19 protein-coding genes are annotated in these 17,119 nt (G+C 58.0%); 7 read left to right on the forward strand and 12 right to left on the reverse strand.

Going from position 1 to position 17,119, the window contains the following annotated elements; all coding sequences use genetic code 11:
- Positions 1 to 15 precede the first annotated feature (15 nt).
- Positions 16 to 1,449: a thymidine phosphorylase gene (locus HMPREF1153_RS04585; protein ID WP_009645866.1), complete on the forward strand. Its 1,434-nt coding sequence runs from the start codon at positions 16 to 18 to the stop codon at positions 1,447 to 1,449.
- The gene (locus HMPREF1153_RS04590; RefSeq protein ID WP_009645864.1) at positions 1,439 to 1,828 is read left to right on the forward strand and encodes a cytidine deaminase; all 390 of its coding nucleotides are present in this window, start codon (positions 1,439 to 1,441) and stop codon (positions 1,826 to 1,828) included. Before HMPREF1153_RS04585 ends, HMPREF1153_RS04590 begins: the two co-directional genes overlap by 11 nt.
- On the opposite strand, the gene HMPREF1153_RS12895 is transcribed toward HMPREF1153_RS04590, so the two are convergent.
- Together HMPREF1153_RS12895 and HMPREF1153_RS04595 are read right to left on the reverse strand one after the other, a co-directional pair.
- Positions 1,812 to 1,952: a hypothetical protein gene (locus HMPREF1153_RS12895; protein WP_232208191.1), complete on the reverse strand. Its 141-nt coding sequence runs from the start codon at positions 1,950 to 1,952 to the stop codon at positions 1,812 to 1,814. The genes HMPREF1153_RS04590 and HMPREF1153_RS12895 overlap by 17 nt on opposite strands.
- Positions 1,949 to 2,806, reverse strand: a complete 858-nt coding sequence (locus HMPREF1153_RS04595) for an HAD-IIB family hydrolase (protein WP_009645823.1) — start codon at positions 2,804 to 2,806, stop codon at positions 1,949 to 1,951. The genes HMPREF1153_RS12895 and HMPREF1153_RS04595 overlap by 4 nt, the downstream gene beginning before the upstream one ends.
- Before the next feature lie 255 nt (positions 2,807 to 3,061).
- Here HMPREF1153_RS04595 and HMPREF1153_RS04600 point away from each other — a divergent pair, with 255 nt between their 5' ends.
- Complete coding sequence (locus tag HMPREF1153_RS04600) at positions 3,062 to 3,820, forward strand: class I SAM-dependent methyltransferase (RefSeq protein ID WP_009645874.1); 759 nt, start codon at positions 3,062 to 3,064, stop codon at positions 3,818 to 3,820.
- A gap of 88 nt (positions 3,821 to 3,908) precedes the next feature.
- On the opposite strand, the gene rbr is transcribed toward HMPREF1153_RS04600, so the two are convergent.
- The 4 genes from rbr to HMPREF1153_RS04620 all read right to left on the reverse strand — a co-directional run bounded on the left by rbr (position 3,909) and on the right by HMPREF1153_RS04620 (position 8,273).
- Positions 3,909 to 4,442 carry a rubrerythrin gene (rbr, locus tag HMPREF1153_RS04605; RefSeq protein WP_006192533.1) on the reverse strand — a complete coding sequence of 178 codons (534 nt, stop codon included), beginning with the start codon at positions 4,440 to 4,442 and terminating at the stop codon, positions 3,909 to 3,911.
- A gap of 129 nt (positions 4,443 to 4,571) precedes the next feature.
- Complete coding sequence (locus tag HMPREF1153_RS04610; protein ID WP_009645738.1) at positions 4,572 to 6,452, reverse strand: heavy metal translocating P-type ATPase; 1,881 nt, start codon at positions 6,450 to 6,452, stop codon at positions 4,572 to 4,574.
- Between the two features lie 157 nt (positions 6,453 to 6,609).
- Entirely contained in the window at positions 6,610 to 6,828 is a 219-nt protein-coding gene (locus HMPREF1153_RS04615) for a cation transporter (RefSeq protein WP_006193255.1), read from the reverse strand.
- Positions 6,829 to 6,998: 170 nt separating this feature from the next.
- Positions 6,999 to 8,273, reverse strand: coding sequence for a PepSY-associated TM helix domain-containing protein (locus tag HMPREF1153_RS04620; RefSeq protein WP_037369861.1), 1,275 nt, complete (start codon positions 8,271 to 8,273; stop codon positions 6,999 to 7,001).
- Positions 8,274 to 8,532: 259 nt separating this feature from the next.
- Between HMPREF1153_RS04620 and HMPREF1153_RS04625 the strand changes: the two genes are divergently transcribed.
- Positions 8,533 to 10,056: a DUF438 domain-containing protein gene (locus HMPREF1153_RS04625; RefSeq protein WP_009645857.1), complete on the forward strand. Its 1,524-nt coding sequence runs from the start codon at positions 8,533 to 8,535 to the stop codon at positions 10,054 to 10,056.
- A 106-nt stretch (positions 10,057 to 10,162) separates the two neighbouring features.
- Here the strand turns inward: HMPREF1153_RS04625 and HMPREF1153_RS04630 are convergent, their stop codons facing one another.
- The 3 genes from HMPREF1153_RS04630 to HMPREF1153_RS12680 form a co-directional block, all read right to left on the reverse strand.
- Positions 10,163 to 10,438, reverse strand: a complete 276-nt coding sequence (locus HMPREF1153_RS04630) for a metal-sensing transcriptional repressor (protein WP_009645791.1) — start codon at positions 10,436 to 10,438, stop codon at positions 10,163 to 10,165.
- 11 nt (positions 10,439 to 10,449) lie between these two features.
- Complete coding sequence (locus HMPREF1153_RS04635; RefSeq protein ID WP_009645886.1) at positions 10,450 to 11,403, reverse strand: D-2-hydroxyacid dehydrogenase; 954 nt, start codon at positions 11,401 to 11,403, stop codon at positions 10,450 to 10,452.
- Between the two features lie 200 nt (positions 11,404 to 11,603).
- Complete coding sequence (locus tag HMPREF1153_RS12680) at positions 11,604 to 11,762, reverse strand: hypothetical protein (RefSeq protein ID WP_009645805.1); 159 nt, start codon at positions 11,760 to 11,762, stop codon at positions 11,604 to 11,606.
- A gap of 119 nt (positions 11,763 to 11,881) precedes the next feature.
- Between HMPREF1153_RS12680 and HMPREF1153_RS04640 the strand changes: the two genes are divergently transcribed.
- Together HMPREF1153_RS04640 and HMPREF1153_RS04645 are read left to right on the forward strand one after the other, a co-directional pair.
- Positions 11,882 to 12,808, forward strand: a complete 927-nt coding sequence (locus tag HMPREF1153_RS04640) for a M23 family metallopeptidase (RefSeq protein ID WP_009645835.1) — start codon at positions 11,882 to 11,884, stop codon at positions 12,806 to 12,808.
- Between the two features lie 14 nt (positions 12,809 to 12,822).
- A complete protein-coding gene (locus tag HMPREF1153_RS04645; RefSeq protein ID WP_009645812.1) occupies positions 12,823 to 13,323 on the forward strand; it encodes a bactofilin family protein in 501 nt (166 codons plus the stop codon).
- A gap of 169 nt (positions 13,324 to 13,492) precedes the next feature.
- On the opposite strand, the gene HMPREF1153_RS04650 is transcribed toward HMPREF1153_RS04645, so the two are convergent.
- Positions 13,493 to 14,119 carry a hypothetical protein gene (locus tag HMPREF1153_RS04650; protein WP_009645783.1) on the reverse strand — a complete coding sequence of 209 codons (627 nt, stop codon included), beginning with the start codon at positions 14,117 to 14,119 and terminating at the stop codon, positions 13,493 to 13,495.
- Positions 14,120 to 14,397: 278 nt separating this feature from the next.
- On the opposite strand from HMPREF1153_RS04650, the gene HMPREF1153_RS04655 reads away from it, so the two are divergent.
- On the forward strand, positions 14,398 to 14,829 hold the full coding sequence (locus tag HMPREF1153_RS04655) for a YybH family protein (protein WP_009645829.1): 432 nt from the start codon (positions 14,398 to 14,400) through the stop codon (positions 14,827 to 14,829).
- A gap of 57 nt (positions 14,830 to 14,886) precedes the next feature.
- Here the strand turns inward: HMPREF1153_RS04655 and HMPREF1153_RS04660 are convergent, their stop codons facing one another.
- Both HMPREF1153_RS04660 and HMPREF1153_RS04665 read right to left on the reverse strand, forming a co-directional pair.
- Positions 14,887 to 15,903 (reverse strand): GGDEF domain-containing protein, encoded by a 1,017-nt coding sequence (locus HMPREF1153_RS04660; RefSeq protein WP_009645747.1) that lies wholly within the window; start codon positions 15,901 to 15,903, stop codon positions 14,887 to 14,889.
- Positions 15,904 to 16,075: 172 nt separating this feature from the next.
- On the reverse strand, positions 16,076 to 17,098 hold the full coding sequence (locus tag HMPREF1153_RS04665) for an endo alpha-1,4 polygalactosaminidase (protein WP_009645754.1): 1,023 nt from the start codon (positions 17,096 to 17,098) through the stop codon (positions 16,076 to 16,078).
- Positions 17,099 to 17,119: the final 21 nt, after the last annotated feature.

A 17,119-nucleotide genomic window follows, 5' to 3' on the forward strand; every position in this document is an offset into this window, starting at 1 on the left:
CTGGGAGGAATCTCCATGCGCATGTATGATCTCATCACGAAGAAGAAGCGCGGCGAGCCGCTTGCTGCAAGCGAGATCCGCGCCATGGTCGAGGGATTCACGAAAGGTGAGATTCCCGACTATCAGATGGCGGCGATGCTCATGGCGATCTGCTTTCGCTCCATGACGGAAGAGGAGATGCGCGACTTAACGCTCGCCATGGCGGCCTCGGGCGACGAGGTCGACCTCTCGGCCTTTGGCAGCTCCACGGTCGACAAGCACTCGACGGGCGGCGTCGGCGACAAGACGACGCTCATCGCCTGCCCCATCGTCGCGGCGGCGGGCGGGCGCATCGCCAAGATGAGCGGGCGCGGTCTCGGCCACACGGGCGGCACCGTCGACAAGCTCGAATCCATTCCGGGCTTTCAGACGACGCTCTCGCGCGAAGACTTTTTCGCCGTTATAGAAAAGACGGGGCTTTCCCTCATCGGGCAGTCGGGCGAGCTTGCACCCGCCGACAAGAAGCTCTATGCGCTGCGCGACGTCACGGCGACGGTCGACTCCATTCCGCTCATCGCCGCCTCTATCATGAGCAAGAAACTCGCGGCGGGCAGCGCGGCGATCGTGCTCGATGTCAAGACGGGCAGCGGCGCCTTCATGAAGACGCTCGACGACGCGCTCGCGCTCGCGCGTGCCATGGTCGCCATCGGCGAGGGTGCGGGAAGAAAGACCTCCGCCGTCATTACCGACATGGACGTGCCCTTGGGATCTGCCGTCGGCAACGCGCTCGAAGTCGCCGAAGCCATGGAAGTGCTCAAGGGCAGAGGCCCCGCCGACCTCAGGGAGGTCAGCCTCGCGCTCGCCGCCGACATGCTGCGCCTCATCGGGCGCGGCGACTTCGCCGAGTGCCAAAGGCTTGCAGAGAAGGCCATCGAGGACGGCAGCGCCTTTCGCACCTTTGCCGCCATGGTCGAGGCGCAGGGCGGTGACGCTTCCTGCCTCGCCGATCCAAGAAAACTGCCGCAGGCGGCGTTTCACTTGGAAATTCTCGCCGAGAGGGCCGGCTATATCACGCACATGGACGCCGAAAAGATCGGCCAGGCCGCCTGTATGCTTGGCGCGGGGCGCGAGACGAAAGAAAGCCGCATCGACCATGCGGCAGGCATCCGCATCTTGAAAAAGACGGGCGAAGCCATCGAAGCAGGAGAGGCGCTCGCCGTGCTCTGCACGAACGATGAAAGCCGGCTCGCACCCGCAGCCGCTTGCTATACCCGCGCCCTTGAGATCGCAGCCGAGCCGCCCGAGAAGCGCCCGCGCATCTTCGCGCGCGTCACGAAGGAAAGCTTCGGCCACGCCGAAAGGGCGCACGAGGAAGAGGCAAAAGACGTCATGAGCGACGCGCTCCTCGCTGAGATCCGCGCCGCCATGGCAAGACGTGAAGAGAAGGAGGGCGGCGCAGATGGACGATGAATCTCTCATCGAGCTTGCCAAGAAAGCGCGCGCCCATGCCTATGTGCCGTATTCGGGCTTTGCCGTCGGCGCGGCGGCGCTCGCGCCCGACGGGCGCGTCTTCTTGGGCTGCAACATCGAAAACGCCTCTTACGGTCTGACGAACTGCGCCGAGCGCACCGCCATCTTCAGCGCCGTCGCTGCGGGCGTCCAGCGCTTTGCGGCACTCGCCGTCGTCGCAGACGGCGAGCTGCCGTGCTCGCCGTGCGGCGCGTGCCGCCAGGTCATCGCCGAATTCTCCGTCGAGCGCATCATTCTCGCCAACCTCGCGGGAAAGCGCCGCGTCGTGACCAAAGAAGAACTGCTGCCCTTCGCCTTTACTCTCAAAGTTCACCCTTGAAGAGAAATCCCTGCCGCTCGATTGACGGCAGGGATTTTTGCATGATGCGGCAGTTTTGCCGCACGACCTGTGCAAAGACGAGCGGCGCGGATCGCAGGAGGGCGGAAGGATGCCGGCGCATCAATCCGCGCTTTTTTGCGCCGTGATTTCGGCGAAATGTGCGAGCAGCCAGACGACGAGATCATCTTCCGCCCGGCAGCCCGTGAAGTCGGCGGCCTGCTTGATACTCTCATGCGCGTTGCCCGAGGCGATCCCGATGTCGGCAAGCTCGATCATCTCCCGGTCGTTCAAGTAGTCGCCGAGGGCGATGATGCGCCTTCCTTGGCAGATGGGAAGTCCTCGAATCTCTTCGATCATGGCTCCCTTTGATACGCCTTGGGCAACGAACTCATAATAATTGGCCTCGGAGTAGAAATGGTGGCTGAGTCTCGCTGTGCCGAAATTCTTCGCAAGACGCTCCACACGGTGCAGCGCGGGCGGCGCATCGCAGACGAGGAGCTTGAGCCACGGCGTCCGCCGCATGTCGGAAACGTCGGCAAGAGGTATATGCCGGCAGCGATAGAACTCCCGAACGAGCCGTGGATCGTCGTTCTCTTCAGGGCTGACGATGCAGCAGGCTTCTTCCGTATAGACCTCGACGCACGCCTGCGGAAACATCTTCAAGCACTCGGCGGCGAAGCGCGGCCAGATATTGGGCGAGTCTTCTGCGCCCTGCAAATTTCTTTGCGCGAGAACCTTCCGCGCCTGCCAGTCGTAGAGCATGGAACCGTTGAAGAAGATGCTCGGCGCCGTGATCGGCAGTCCGCGGACATAGCCGCCTGCCGCCTCGGGCGTGCGCCCCGTCGCAATGCCAAAAAGGCCGCCGCCCGCGACAAAAGCGCGAAACGCCTCCGCATTCGCCGCAGAAATCGCCTTCCCATGAGGCACGATTGTACCGTCAAGGTCGCTGATCAACATGTACTTTTCGTATGGTTTCATTGTGGGGTACTCCTCCCTGTATCGCACACCATTCTCTCGTCTTGAGAAAACGCTGTGTTTATTATAGCAAGAAAGAACGGCTGCTGCACGCGCTTGAGTCCTGTCGTAAAAAACGGACAGCTTCTGCGCCGCGCTTTCGGCACAGATGTAAAAATCATATAAATTCAATAGGAAAACTGTTGACTTTTTGTCTTTTCCTTACTATAATGAGAATTAATAGAGATAACTGCCTATTATATAAAGGAGATGACGATCATGCGTGAAACAGGACATACCTTTTTGGCGAGAATGGGGAAGACGAAGCTGCGCCCGGGCGGCATCGACGCGACGAACTGGCTCTTGGAGAAGGCGAAGATCGAGCCGTCGTGCAAAGTTCTTGAAGTTGCGTGCAACATGGGGACGACGATGATCCTCGTCGCCGAGCGGTACGGCTGCGAAGTCGTCGGCATAGACCTTGATGAGGCGGCGCTCGAAAAAGCGCGTGAAAATATCAAGAAAAAGAAGCTCGAAGACAAGCTCTCCGTCGTCAACGGCAGCGCTTTCGCGCTTCCCTTCGAGGATGCGAGCTTCGATGTCGTCATCAACGAGGCGATGCTCACGATGCTCATCGGTGAGGACAAGGAGCGCGCACTCAAGGAGTATTCGCGCGTCCTGAAGCCCGGCGGCGTTCTTCTGACGCACGACGTCGTCTTCCGCGAGGAAGACCCGAAGGTGCAGCACGAGCTTATGGCCGGGCTTTCCAAGGCGATCAACGTCCACGTCGAGCCGCTGACGCTTGCAGGCTGGAAGGAAACGATCGAGAAGCATGCTTTCCGTACGGAGCAGAAGCATGGCGATATGACGCTCCTCGACCCACCTGGCATCCTGCACGACGAAGGCGCGAAGGGCGCGTTGAAGATCATGACGAACGCCATGAAGAAGGAGAACCGCGACATGTTCACGACGATGTTCGACTTCTTCCACGACCACGCCGCCCAGCTCGGCTATGTGGCAAACTTCAGCACGCGGCTATAGTCGGCGCGCGATCATACAGCTAAAAAACGGGGCTGCTGCACGAAATGGACGTGCAGCAGCCCCGTTTCCTTTTGCAGGACGCGCTGAATCAATAATTCTTCTTGAGCTGTTCAAAATATGCCTGCGGATGGGCGCAGACAGGACAGACCTGCGGTGCCTGCGGCGATTCGCAGACGTAGCCGCAGTTGCGGCACTGCCAGATGATCTTCTCGTCCTTCTTGAAGACCTTCTCATCCTTGACGTTTGCGAGCAAGAGGCGATAGCGCTCCTCGTGCTCCTTCTCGATCTTTGCGACGGCCTCGAAGAGATTTGCGATCTTCGTGAAGCCCTCTTCCCTTGCGACCTTGGCAAACTCGGGATACATCGACGTCCATTCCTCGTGCTCGCCGTCAGCGGCTGCCTCAAGGTTCTCCGCCGTCGTGCCGATGCCCGCGACGAGCTTGAACCAGATCTTCGCATGCTCCTTCTCGTTGCCCGAAGTCTCCGTGAAAAGCGCCGAAATCTGCTCGAAGCCGTCCTTCTTCGCACGCGATGCATAGTAACCGTACTTCGTATAGGCCTGTGACTCACCGGCAAATGCCGCCCAAAGATTCTTTTCGGTCTGTGAACCTTTCAATTCCATGACAATTCCTCCTCATAGAATAGTTTGTAGATACGGACTTTCCTGTATCATAACACCGGCGGCAAATACCGTCAATCCCTATTTGTTTAATATGAATGATTCTCGTTCCGATCGCCCGATACTCACGGCTTACATCTTGCGCACGAAGAGAGCGCGCAGCGCGTTCAAGACGGCGAGAACCATGACGCCGACGTCAGCGAAGATGGCGAACCACATGTTGGCGATGCCGACGGCGCCGAGCACGAGGCACAGGAGCTTTATGCCGATGGCGAAGACGATGTTCTGATGCACGATCGCCATACACTTTCTCGCGATGCGGATCGCCTTCGGCAGCTTCAGCGGATCGTCGTCCATCAATACGACGTCGGCGGCCTCGATGGCAGCGTCAGAGCCCATCGCGCCCATGGCGATGCCGATGTCGGCGCGGCTGAGGACGGGCGCGTCGTTGATGCCGTCGCCGACGAAAGCGAGCTTCTTCGCCGTTTTCCCCGCGAGCAGGCGCTCGACCTCCTGCACTTTGTCGGCAGGCAGAAGCTCGCTCTTGACCTCGTCTATGCCGAGTTCCGCCGCGACCTTCTCAGCGGCGGCATGCGCGTCGCCTGTGAGCATGACGGCGCGCTTCACGCCCGCTTCATGCAGACTTTTGATCGCCGCCTCCGACGTCGGTTTGAGCGCATCGGAGATGACGATGTGTCCGGCGTACTTGCCTGCGACCGCCATCTGCACGATTGTGCCCGGGTGGTGACACGGGCGGTACTCAATTCCGAGACGCTCCATGAGCTTGCCATTGCCGGCGGCCACTTCGATACCGTCGACCTTCGCCGTCACGCCGAGACCGCCGATCTCCGCGATGTCCGTGACGCGCGAGCGATCAATCTCCTTGCCGTAAGCCTGCTGCAGGCTGCGGCTGATGGGATGCGACGAAGCGCTCTCGGCGAGCGCGGCAAGCTCCAGAAGCTTTTTGTCATCCATCGTGCTGTGATGCACGGCGTTGACCTCGAAGACGCCACGGGTCAAAGTACCCGTTTTGTCGAAGACGACGGTGTCGACCTCGGCGAGCATTTCGAGGTAGTTCGCGCCCTTGACGAGCACGCCCTCGCGGCTCGCACCGCCGATGCCCGCGAAGAAGCTCAGGGGAACGCTGACGACGAGTGCGCATGGGCAACTCATGACGAGGAAGATCAGGGCGCGGTAAATCCATGTACCCCAGTCGGGCGCGGCATCGAGCGCGGCGAGGCACACGACGGGCGGCACGATGGCGAGGAGGATGGCGGCCGCGACGACGATCGGCGTATAGACGCGCGCAAAACGTGCGATGAACGTCTCCGAACGCGACTTGCGCGCGCTGGCATCCTCGACAAGTTCCAAAATCTTCGAGGCGGTCGATTCGTCGAACTCCTTCGTCGTACGAATCTTCAAGACGCCCGTGAGATTGATGCAGCCGCTGAAGACGGCGTGCCCCTTCTCTACGTCGCGCGGCAGGCTCTCGCCCGTCAGTGCGCTCGTATTGAGCGTCGATGCGCCATCCGTGATGATGCCGTCAATGGGGATCTTCTCGCCCGGCTGCACGACGATCTCCGTGCCGATTTCGATTTCGTCGGGGTCACGGCGTATAAGCTTTCCATCCTCTTCCACATTCGCGTAGTCGGGGCGGATGTCCATGAGCTCGCCAATGTTTCTGCGACTTCTGCCGACGGCATAGCTTTGAAACCATTCGCCGACCTGGTAGAAGAGCATGACGGCGATGCCTTCCACATAGTCGCCATCCTCGTAGAGAGCAAGCCCCATCGCGCCGATGGTCGCGATCGACATCAGGAGATTTTCGTCGAGCGGACGACGATTCCATACGCCCTTCGCTGCCTTGATGATGATGTCATAGCCGACGATGAGGTACGGCACGACGTAGAGGAAGAAGCGCGGCAGACCCGCCACGGGCAGCTGGCTCAAGACGATCATCAAGGCGGCCGCCAGAAGGATGCGGATGAGATTTCTTTTTTGTTTCTTGTTCACGAAAATACCTGCTTTCTGGCGACGTGATGTTGAATCCTACTCTGGGCGGTCAACGTCAACCAATCACGCTTCGCTTGCAGCTCGCGTTCTTGGGACGTTTTCGCATTCGAGCCGTTTCCCAATCGTCTGCGTCCTTCGGACTTGCCTCTTGGACGGCTCAGAATTCAATATTGCAGTCGCTTTCGATCTTGCGGCAGGCCTCTAAGACGCGCGGCATGACTTCAGCCGGCTCGCTGCCGTCGGCGAATTCGACCTTCATCTTCAGCGCCATGAAGTTCACCGTTGCGTCCTTTACGCCCTCGATCTTCTTCGTTGCGTCTTCCATCATCTGAGCGCAGTTCGCGCACTCGACTTCGATCTTGTAGCTCTTTTTCATGGGAGTTCCTCCTTAATGATTAAGTGATTATTTAATCGTTATGGCCATTATAGCGAGGTCGAGAAAGTTTGTCAAGCGATTTTTTAGAAAAAGATTGGCATAGGCACACAGCTGTTGTTCCGAATAAAAAATAGCAACCTCACCGCATGGACGAAGCTGCCATTTTCTTTTTACCGCTTGCCGCGCCGCCATAGCACGAAAGCGCTGACGAAGAACGCGAGCCACGCGGCAGATCCCACGATATTGCCCGCAAGCGTATCGCCAAGCGGCGCGGCCATGGCGACGAGGGAGAGCGCGACGAAGAGCGCAGGCGCCTTCCACGGCACAGCCTTCGCCGCCGGATGGGGCGCGAGCACGGGCGGTCTCTCCTTTTTGCGGCGGCTTCTCTGCAGCCAGCCGCAAAAGCCCGTGACGATGACGGCGGCGCAAAGCAGATCGAGAACCGCCCAGATGATCTTCAGGAACATCGTCGAATGATTGTGCAGGTGCAGATCGCGCACGGCATCACAAAAGACGAGCCAGCGCGGCAAGGGCTTCGTGAAGTTCTCGATCTCGCCGCCCGCCGTGCGCAGCAGGTAGACGTCCTGCCCGCGAAACATCTGCGGTCTCTCGGCATCCGCCAGCGTCAATGCGGCGGGGGTTGATCCTTCGGCAGCGTCGAGGTAGAGAATCTCCTGGGCGGGAAAATGCTCCTTTGCATAAGCAATCATCTCAGCGAAGGTTATGGCGGGCGGCGCACTTTCCCTCTGCGGCACACTTGCTATCACATCCTCGGCATAGCTGCTGTAGCCGAGCATGCCGAAGACGATGGCGATTCCGCTCAAGGTCAAGAGCGCCGCCCAGACTGCCGTGATGATGCCGAGGAAGATGTGCCAGTCGAAAAAACTGCCCGCTGACGTGCCACCTCGCATACCGCCGAAAAGCCGCCGCTTCATGAAGGACGGATAGAGAAGCACCCCGCCCAAGAGCGAGAGGAAGCTCAAGAAGCACATGATGCCGAGGAAGATCATGCCGCCCTGCCCCATGGCGAGACGCAGATGCAGGTGATGCATCCAGCCCATGAAGGCAGCGAGCGCGGGCGATTTGACGCCGCCGCTCCGCCAAGGCACAAGCGTGTCCTGCTGCGGCGCGTAGGCGAGCGCAGACACGCCATATCCGCCGCCGGTGTGCGAAAACCGATAGACGAGAAGCCCGCGCTCGGGATAGGCGGAAATCGACTGCACCCTGCGCCCGGGATTCTCGCGCTCGATCCGCTCCAAGCCCCTTACCGCTTCTGCCCAAAGCATACGAGAGGATGTCTCGCCGAAGGCAGGCCGTTTTTCAAGCGCATTCCAGCGCGCGATATCGCCGTTGAAGAGCAGCGGCAGTCCCGTCAAGACGAGCAGCAGGAAGAAGAACGCACATACGGCACTGATCCAGCGATGCAGACGATAGATGAGTCTCATGAAGTGTCCTTTCGAGCGGTATGGCGGTATGATGTGCGTCATGCTTATCTTGGTTTCTCAAGGGAGTCAATTCGCTGGCAATGACATCTGGCTCATCTTCGGAAAAGATCGACGTCTCGTCGAAATACGCCAAGAAGCAACCGCATTGCAAATTCGGTCTCTCCAAAACCCGTAACAAATATGACGACAAGCGCAATCTGTATTTGTTATAATGACAGCAATGAGAAACGCATTCAGATTTGGAACAGGAGAGATCGATATGAAAAAGGAATTGGACTTAAATAAAACGGTGGCGGAACTTGTCGAGGAGTTTCCGGAGTTTCAGCAGGCAATGGCAGAGATCGGCTTCAAGGAGATTACGAATCCGATGGTCTTGAACGTCATGGGGCGCGTCATGACCGTGCCCAAGGGTGTGGCGATCAAAGGAATGAAGTTGGAAGACGTCGTGCGCGAGCTGGAGGCACGCGGTTTCACGATCAAGCAGGATGAAGCTGCTGCGGCGCATGCGTGCAGCTCTTGCGGTACGCACGAGGCGCAGCCCCATGTGCACGGCGAAGGCGGCTGCGGCTGCACCCATGCAGCTGCGACGGCAGGCGCGGTGGACGGAGAGGCGACGGAACGCGCGGCTGTGCTCAAGGGTTTCCTGCAGCGCCTTTCGGCGGGCGAGTCTCTGGAGACGGTACGCAAAGATTTCATCAAAGGCTTCGCGAGCGTTTCGGCCGAGGAGATCTCCGCTGCCGAGCAGCAGCTCATCGAAGGCGGTACGCCGATTCACGAGGTGCAGAAGCTCTGCGACGTGCACTCGGCACTCTTCCACGGGCATATTGGCGGCACAGCGCCCGCTGCGGACGCCGCACCCGAGGTGCAGGATCTGCCCGACGGGCATCCGCTTACGGTGTTAAATCTCGAAAACAAGGGGCTGTCCGAACTCCTTGATCGCCTGAAAACCGCCTTGGAGGCGAACGATGTCTCCGGCTTGAGCCGCGGTCTCGGCGAACTGCACGCGATCTACTCGCACTACGGCAAGAAGGAATCGCTGCTCATGACACTTCTCTACCGCTACGGCGTGACGGGTCCTTCGGGCGTCATGTGGGGTGTCGATGACGAGATCAAGGCGGAGCTTCGCGCACTCATGAAGTCGTTCGGCGATGGGATCTCGGGCGAAGAGGAGCGTTATTCGGCCTTTTTCCAGCGCATCCGTGACATGATCTACAAGGAAGAGAAGATCCTCTTCCCGCTGACGCTGCGCTTCTTCTCTGAAGAAGATTGGCTCATGATTTACCGCGACATGCCGGAATTCGGCATCGCATTCATCAAGGATGCACCGAAATGGGCGGCGGGCGATGCCTATGTTGCGGAGGCAGAAGCGAAAGAGCGCAAGATGATCGCCTCGGGCAAGGTGCGGCTATCGACGGGCGAAATCGGCTGCAAGGAGCTGGAAGCCATCTTGAACCTCCTGCCCGTCGACATCACCTACATCGACAAGGACGAGATGCTGCGCTTCTTCTCGAATCCCGGGCAGGTCTTCGCGCGCCCGCGCATCGCTTTGGGCAGCAAGGTCTACAACTGCCATCCCGCCAACATCGTGCCGATCATCGAGCAGCTCGTCGCCGATTTCAAGGCGAAGAAGCGCGATCGCATGGAGATCTATCGCTATATCAAGGGCAAGCCTGTCGGCGTGCGCTATCTCGCCATCTACGACGAGAACGGCGAATACACGGGCGCGGTCGAACTCGTTGAGGACTTCTCCGAAGCTCTCGCGCAATTTGGCGAGAAGAAGTAGAATTAGCCGGGCGCTTTCGGTATTCGTTTTAATCCGTATGCCAAAGTCGTATATGAAAACGTTCCGCAAATCAAGCCCACAGGGTGCAGCTGACGTTCACAAAGTCTCATCCCATATTGGCGAAGCGCTCGACCGCCTTGGTGAAGCTCTCGACCGTCTTTTCCGCATCGCCGTGGGCGATGCCGTCTTTCACGCAGTGTTGGATGTGGCCTTCGAGCACGATCTGACCGCATTTGTGCAGCGCAGCCTTTGCGGCATTGATTTGTGAGAGAAGATCCTCGCATGGAATTTCCTCCTCGACCATGCGGTCGAGAGCCTCGACCTGTCCGCGAATCTTTCTGAGCCTGCGGTGCAGGTTCTCCATGTCCATGCATTGACGCATGGTATCCCTCCTCAGTCCTTGTATCCCGTCGTGCGATTGACGAGGTTTTCGAGCGGTACGCCCTGCATGAATGCCGCAAGATTTCTCGCAGCGATCTGAACGATCTTGTCCTGTGTTGCGCTCAGGTGATCGTCGCCCGAGATATGCGGCGTTATATAAATATTCGGTGTATGCCAGAGCGAGTGATCGGCGGGAAGGGGCTCGGGATCTGTGACGTCGAGCGCCGCGCCTGCGAGACGGCCTTCCTTCATCACTTCGATGAGGTCTTCCGTGACGACGGCGTTGCCGCGCCCGATGTTCAGGAAGTAGGAGCCTTTTTTCATCGCAGTAAAGCGCTTTTTGTCGAAGATGCCCCTCGTCGCCGTTGTCCCTGGCAGAACCGATACGACGACATCCGCACGTGCGAGCAGAGAATCGAGTTCTTCCATCGTGCCCATCTCATCGATGCCGAAGGGCTTTGCTCCCTCGCGGCGGCGCACGCCGATGACGTAAGCACCGAGCGCCTTGACGCGGCGCGCGAAGGCACGACCGATGTCGCCTGCGCCGAGGATCAAGACGGTCGCGTCCTCGATCGAGGTGACGCTCCCTTCATCGTGCCAGATTCCCTTCTTCTGGTTGTCGTAGTAGGGATAGAGCTTCTTCATCATCGCGAGGAGCTGTGCGAGCAGATGCTCGGAAAGGGCAAGGCCATAGGCTCCCGTCGCATTCGTCAGGAGGACATCGTCCTTGAGCACGCCTTCTTTGCAGTAAGTGTCTGCTCCTGCCGTATTGAGCTGCAACCAGCGCAATTTCTTCGCTGCAGGCAGAAGCTCCGTCGGCACATTGCCGATGATGGCATCAACATCGGCGAGGTCTTCTTCACGCACCTGATCGGCAGGGATGAAAAGAAGCTCCGCCCCTGTTGCATTTCTTTGCAGCTGTTCCTTATGATGCTCGTTTGCTCTCAAGGCAATCAGAATTTTCATGGCGCCTCCTTTATCGCAGATCAACGATTTTTCCTCTATTATACCATAGGATGCAACCTATACGTCATGTCTGCTTATCCCATTTCATTACGGGCAGCGCACAGTGTCCAAACCGTGGACGTTTGATAACTTCCTTTACGGATACCGCTTTCGCAAAAAAAATATGGCATAGCCAGTTCGTAAAACCGGCTATGCCTGTTTTATTTTGCGCCCGTTTCCTGCAATGGCATCATCAAGGAGGTACGCTGAACATATGTCCGCACGCCCTTACAGAAGCCTGACCAATCGGTCTGCGCCTTCGGCTTGACCTCTTGGGGCTTCACGCTAAATACACGAATGTAACCATAGATGTTGCTCATGCGGATTCCTCCTTCAAATTGCGACCTAAAACGTTTGATCTTCTCTTTTCTTCTATGCTATAATGATAACTGTATGAGAAAAGTGGTATCATTCTTCAAAATCGTTGGGGGATCATGGCTTGAATACGAAAGGAAAGAAGCCGGACGAGCGTGAGTATACGCTGAAGGTCATCCCGCACCAGGGTGAGACAGTGCGAAGCTACAGCTTCTCGGTTCGGAGGCTGAAGCTTTTGGCGTGCGCTCTGGCGGCTCTTGGCGTGGTTCTACTGGCGGGATTCGGCTATGTGTCGTACAGCCTTTGGAGCAGCGCGTCGGACGCGAAGGCGGAGACGCCCACTGAGACAGGCCGTCAGGCGGAACTGAAGGAGCTTGCCAAGGAGGCGCAGAATCTGCAGAGCGAGATGGAAAAGCTCACAGAGCGTGAGAAGACGCTGCGCCGCCTGCTCGACGAGGGGGCGGCGGACGAGCCTGCCAAGCATACGGGGCAGGGCGGGCCGGCTGTGCCGGCGGAAGTCTCACAGGTGCGCCGTGCGCTCGATGCGATGTCGCGTGGTCTGCCTGAGCGGCGCGAAAACCTCGCGGAGCTTGAAGCGAGATATGAGAAGCAGCGAGAAGAAGCGGCGGCGCGTGCGGCCGAAAAGGATAAGATGGCGCGGACGAGCGTGCCGGGAAATGTCCCTTCGGGCTGGCCGACATCGGGCGACATATCGTCACCCTTCGGCTGGCGTTGGAACGGCACAGACTTTCATCCAGGTATCGACATCGCCAACGATATGGGGACGCCCATCGTGGCGACGGCGGACGGCGTCGTGACGACGGCTGGCTGGAACGGAGGCGGCTACGGCAACATGGTCGATATTGACCATGGCAACGGCATCCTCACGCGCTACGGTCATGCGTCCGAAGTCTTGGTGCACGAGGGACAGCATGTGAAGCGCGGTGATGTCATCGCCTATATGGGCAGCACGGGTTTTTCGACGGGGCCGCATGTCCACTATGAGATCCATGTCAATGGCGAGACAGTGAATCCGGCAAGCTATTTATAGGAAGTGGGGAGTCTATGTTTGGTGTGATGAAAAGGCGCGATGACAGTTCCGCCTCAGGCGATATAGAAACGATCATCGGCAAGAACACGAAGATTCATGGCGAGGTCAGCGGCACGGGAAATCTGCGCATCGACGGGGAGATCGAGGGTGAGCTAAAACTCTCCGGCTCCGTAATCGTCGGAGAGACAGGCATGGTCACGGGTAACGTCTCTGCGCGCTCGCTTGACGTATCGGGCACGGTACACGGCAACGCGCAGACGGAAGAGGGACTGACGATCCACAGCGAAGGGCAGCTCATCGGCGATGTCAAGGTCAACGCTTTCCAGATCGAGGACGGCGGTATCTTCAAGGGGCGCAGCGAGATGAATCCGCGTGCCGGCATTGAACTGAAAGTGCGCCCGCAGCCTGCGGCAAGACCGTTGCAGGAACAAGTGTCTTCTGTAGACATTTCGGCGAAATCATCGTCGAAGATGGCGGCGCAGCTGAAATCATCGACGAAGGCGGAGAAAAAATGAAAGTCTGCGCCCGTATGACATAGCTTCTCGGAACTTTCATTAAGGGCGGCGTACTTTTGTCCGCGAAGTGGACGTTTGTGTGTCCAGTTTGCCGTAAAGAAAGCCGCTGCATGAACCTTTCGGACATGCAGCGGCTTTTTTGATGCGATCTGCGCGGTCAATCCATCGTTCAGATGAAGTATTCGATGGATTTCTCTGCCGTGAGCTTCGTCGTATCGTTGAAGAGCAGTACGGCTTCGCGCGTATCTTTCTCTCCGAGTGCGTACAGCTCCTGCGTCTCACGGTTGAAGAAGGAGAAAGGGACGCGGCGGTTGTACCATAGGGGATGCTTCAGATCTATGCGCACAGAAGACTCTGCACCCTTGAACGGCTCTTCCTGATAATAGGGATCGAAGAGCAGGATTTCCTCATCCTTGACGCCCGTCATGAGCACATAGTGCTCGACCTCGAACCACAGGCGCACGACGGCGACGCCTTTGCGACACAGCGCGTCGTTGAGTCGGCTGCCTTCCCCGATGAATACTTCCTCGCCGCGAAGATAGCGGCTCGATACGGGGAGCAGACCTGCCCTGCCGAAGCCGTCGAGCCAGTTCGACAGGAACATCATCGCCATGCACGAGGTGCCGCTCTTGCCAGGGTGTCCTTCCTTTCCGTAACAGTCGAGGCAGTAGAGCATCGTATTGCGCAGGATCTCGGGCGGCAGTTCCTCACGCGAGAAGAGGAAGCTCATGGCATTGAGCATGGATGTCGGTCCGCAGTCGTATTCGGAAATTTGATAGTGAAGCGGTGTTTTCATTGTATGCGATTTTCCCTTTCCTTCATGTGGCGCATTCGGGCAGCGGCTCCTCTGCGCTAAAGTCTATAGAGGGCTAGATACGTCAATGCTAGTATAACATATCTTACCGAAGCTTAGCCAATCAGTCTGCGCCCTTCGGACTTGACCTCTTGGATTTTCATGGTAAAATAAAAACAGATGATTGTGGAAAATTTCAACATCGGGCAGTGTGACCCTTTGCCCCGAACGGGGTTCTTGCTCCATACGGTCACTCTCCCCATCCAAAGGAGGAATCGTCCATGACAGTTCGTGAAGGAGACGCCGCCATCGTAGAGGAGTTCGTCGATCTCTACAAAAAGACGCTGAATGATGCAAACACGGCGCTTGCAGACAGCATCTGGCAATCAGGACCGAAGACGTCCATGGTGCACCCGCGCGGGGAGGACATCGGCTGGGAGAACATCCGGCAGCACTTCTACATTGATCGTCTGCAGAAGCTCTACACGGAGCGCCACTTCGAGTTCCGCGACCTCGAGATCGAAGTCTACCGCGATACGGCGATTGCCATGTACACATGGGACTTTCACGGCAAGCTGCGCTCCGATGGCACGGAGATCGAGCATAAGGGACGCACGAGCCAGATGTACCGCCGCACCTCGCAGGAAGGCTGGAAGATCCTGCACGCTCATATCTCGGGCATGCCGATCACAAACGAACGCCAGCAGATCTGACAGAAAAAGAGGGGCTTCCGCTGGGAAGCCCCTCTTTTTTCATGTCAAGAATAAACCTCATCCCTTGATCTCGTCGTACATGCGGCAGCGGTTCGGCCCGAACCTACGCGCTGACAGCATGGCTTCCTCCGCCTCATCGACCATGTGATCAAACGTCTCTGCAGGCGATCCCGTGACCGATATACCCATGCTGAATGATACCGGCGCATGGTCCTGCGGCTGCACGCGCAGGAAGAGATCAAGAATGCGCTGCGCACGCTTTTCGATGATATCGATGGAGATGCGTCCCGAGATGAAGACGGCAACCTCATCTCTTTTGACGCGCCCGAAGACATCGACGCCTCGGAAGTCCGCACGAACGGAGTCTGAGAGCGTGCCGATGTAGCCATTGCATGCTGACTCGCCCAACGCTTCACAAAGCTCTTCGTAGTCGTCGATGCCAACGATGAAGAGCACACCCTTCTCGCCGCGCAATAGATTCATGAGCTGATGGTTGACGAGAAGTTCCAACCCCTCGCGGTCAAAGAGCCTCGTCTGCGGATCGCGTTTCAGCTGTGCCTCCTGCCGCTCCATCATGTGCGTAGTATCGTGCAGATCCTCCATGAGTCCGACGACCGCATAGATCTGTCCGTCCTCTGCCGCCAAGCTGCGATACGACGTGCGCCGCCAAAGCGGACTGCCGTCTTTCGTCTTGACCCGATACTCGACGACATCGTCGCGAATCCTCCGGCAGGCGTCTGTCAAGCGTGCGAGCACTTCCTCGCGCTGGTCGGCATCCGCGAGCACTTCATTGGTAAAATAGTCGTAGAAGTTTGCCCTATGTGCTTCTTTCATTTCTTCGCCAGGAGCGGCCTGCCAGAGCGTCGTTTCGTCTTTCGCCACTTCGTAGCGGTAAGCGATCACATTTGTCTTTTCCAAGAAGACGCGTAATATCGCCTCTCTGCACGCCTCCTCCCGCCCCTTTGTATCTTTCCTCGCTTCTTGCGGCATCGGCTGAGGAATGCCCAAGGTTTCCATAGGGTGCGCTCCGCTGACCTTCAGCGAACGCTTCCTTCTCATGTCGGTGCTTTTCATCGGTAAAACTCCTATCCGGCCGCTGCAGTTTGAGACGAGTATAAATCTCTACCGCTGTGAAACAGCCTTTCTTTCATTATAGAACAAAAGAAAGATTTTTTCAAAGAAAATTCTTCTCCGGCTTTTCTTTGGAAATTTACGTATGGGAATTTACAGCGCCGATCAGATAGAGCTATTTCATTTCCGATTCCTTGAAATACTGCCACGCGTCCATGACGTCGAGGAAGGCGCCGTCGAAGCCGGCGGCGATGATGCGGTCGAGGTAGGCGTCCTCCCTGCCGTAGAGGATGTCGTGCCATTCTCTTGACCAATAGCGCGCCTTGTAGCTGCCCGGCCATTCGGGATTCGGCTCGGCGAGCCAGTGCGGACGCTCGCTGTCCCATTCCTTTTTCCAATAGGGGCGGTAATCCGCCGCTTCGCCGACGCTCATGTAAGAGAGGACGAGGCGGCGGCCGCCATTCGCCTTGTGCTTGAGGCGGGCAGTCTCTTCGGGTGTGAGCGGACGGTCGCCATAGTAGAGGTCGACGATCAGGAGGTCGTAGTTCGTCGCGGCGAGCGCGTCGAGGTAGGCTTCGCGCGTGGGAAAATGCTCGGGGTTCAACAGAGCGAGGAAGTTTTTCACCTGCTTGAGGCGCGTGACGTCCGCTGCATTTTCTTCCTGCGGCGCGCGCGCAGGAATCACATCCAAGAGACGGTCGCCGGCTTCGGAGATGTAGCCGGCCGCATGTCCGAGCGCTTCTGCCTCGGCAATTTTCTCGCCCTTCACATAGTCGAGCGTGAAGACGGAGCGTCCTGCGAGCAGCGGCTTTCGCAGCATGGCGGCGAGGTATTCTTCCGTCTCTGCATCGCGCCGCTCGGGCATCTCTCCTTCTTCCTCATAGCCGTCATAGAAGACCGACTCCATGAGGATGCCGTCGAGCGTTCCGATGAGCCGTGCGACGTTTTCCTCGGGATTGTCCTCCGTCACTTCCAGAAGCCCCACGGGGCCGTTTCCGACGAGCAGGAAGTCTTCCTTACGGGCGCGTGCATAGCGGCCGAGCGCTTGCGTAAGATCGACCATCGCCGTTTCCGGCACGACGGCGGTGCGTGCCGCGGCGTCCTTCGGCGCATCTGCGATAAAGGGCGTCTGCTGCAGCCCGAAGAGTCCCGCCGCTCCTAAGAGAAGCGCGGCAACGCTTTTTTTTATTTTCCCCATACACACTCCTTCGCGATGACA

Source organism: Selenomonas sp. CM52, assembly GCF_000292955.1.
Lineage (GTDB): Bacteria > Bacillota > Negativicutes > Selenomonadales > Selenomonadaceae > Selenomonas.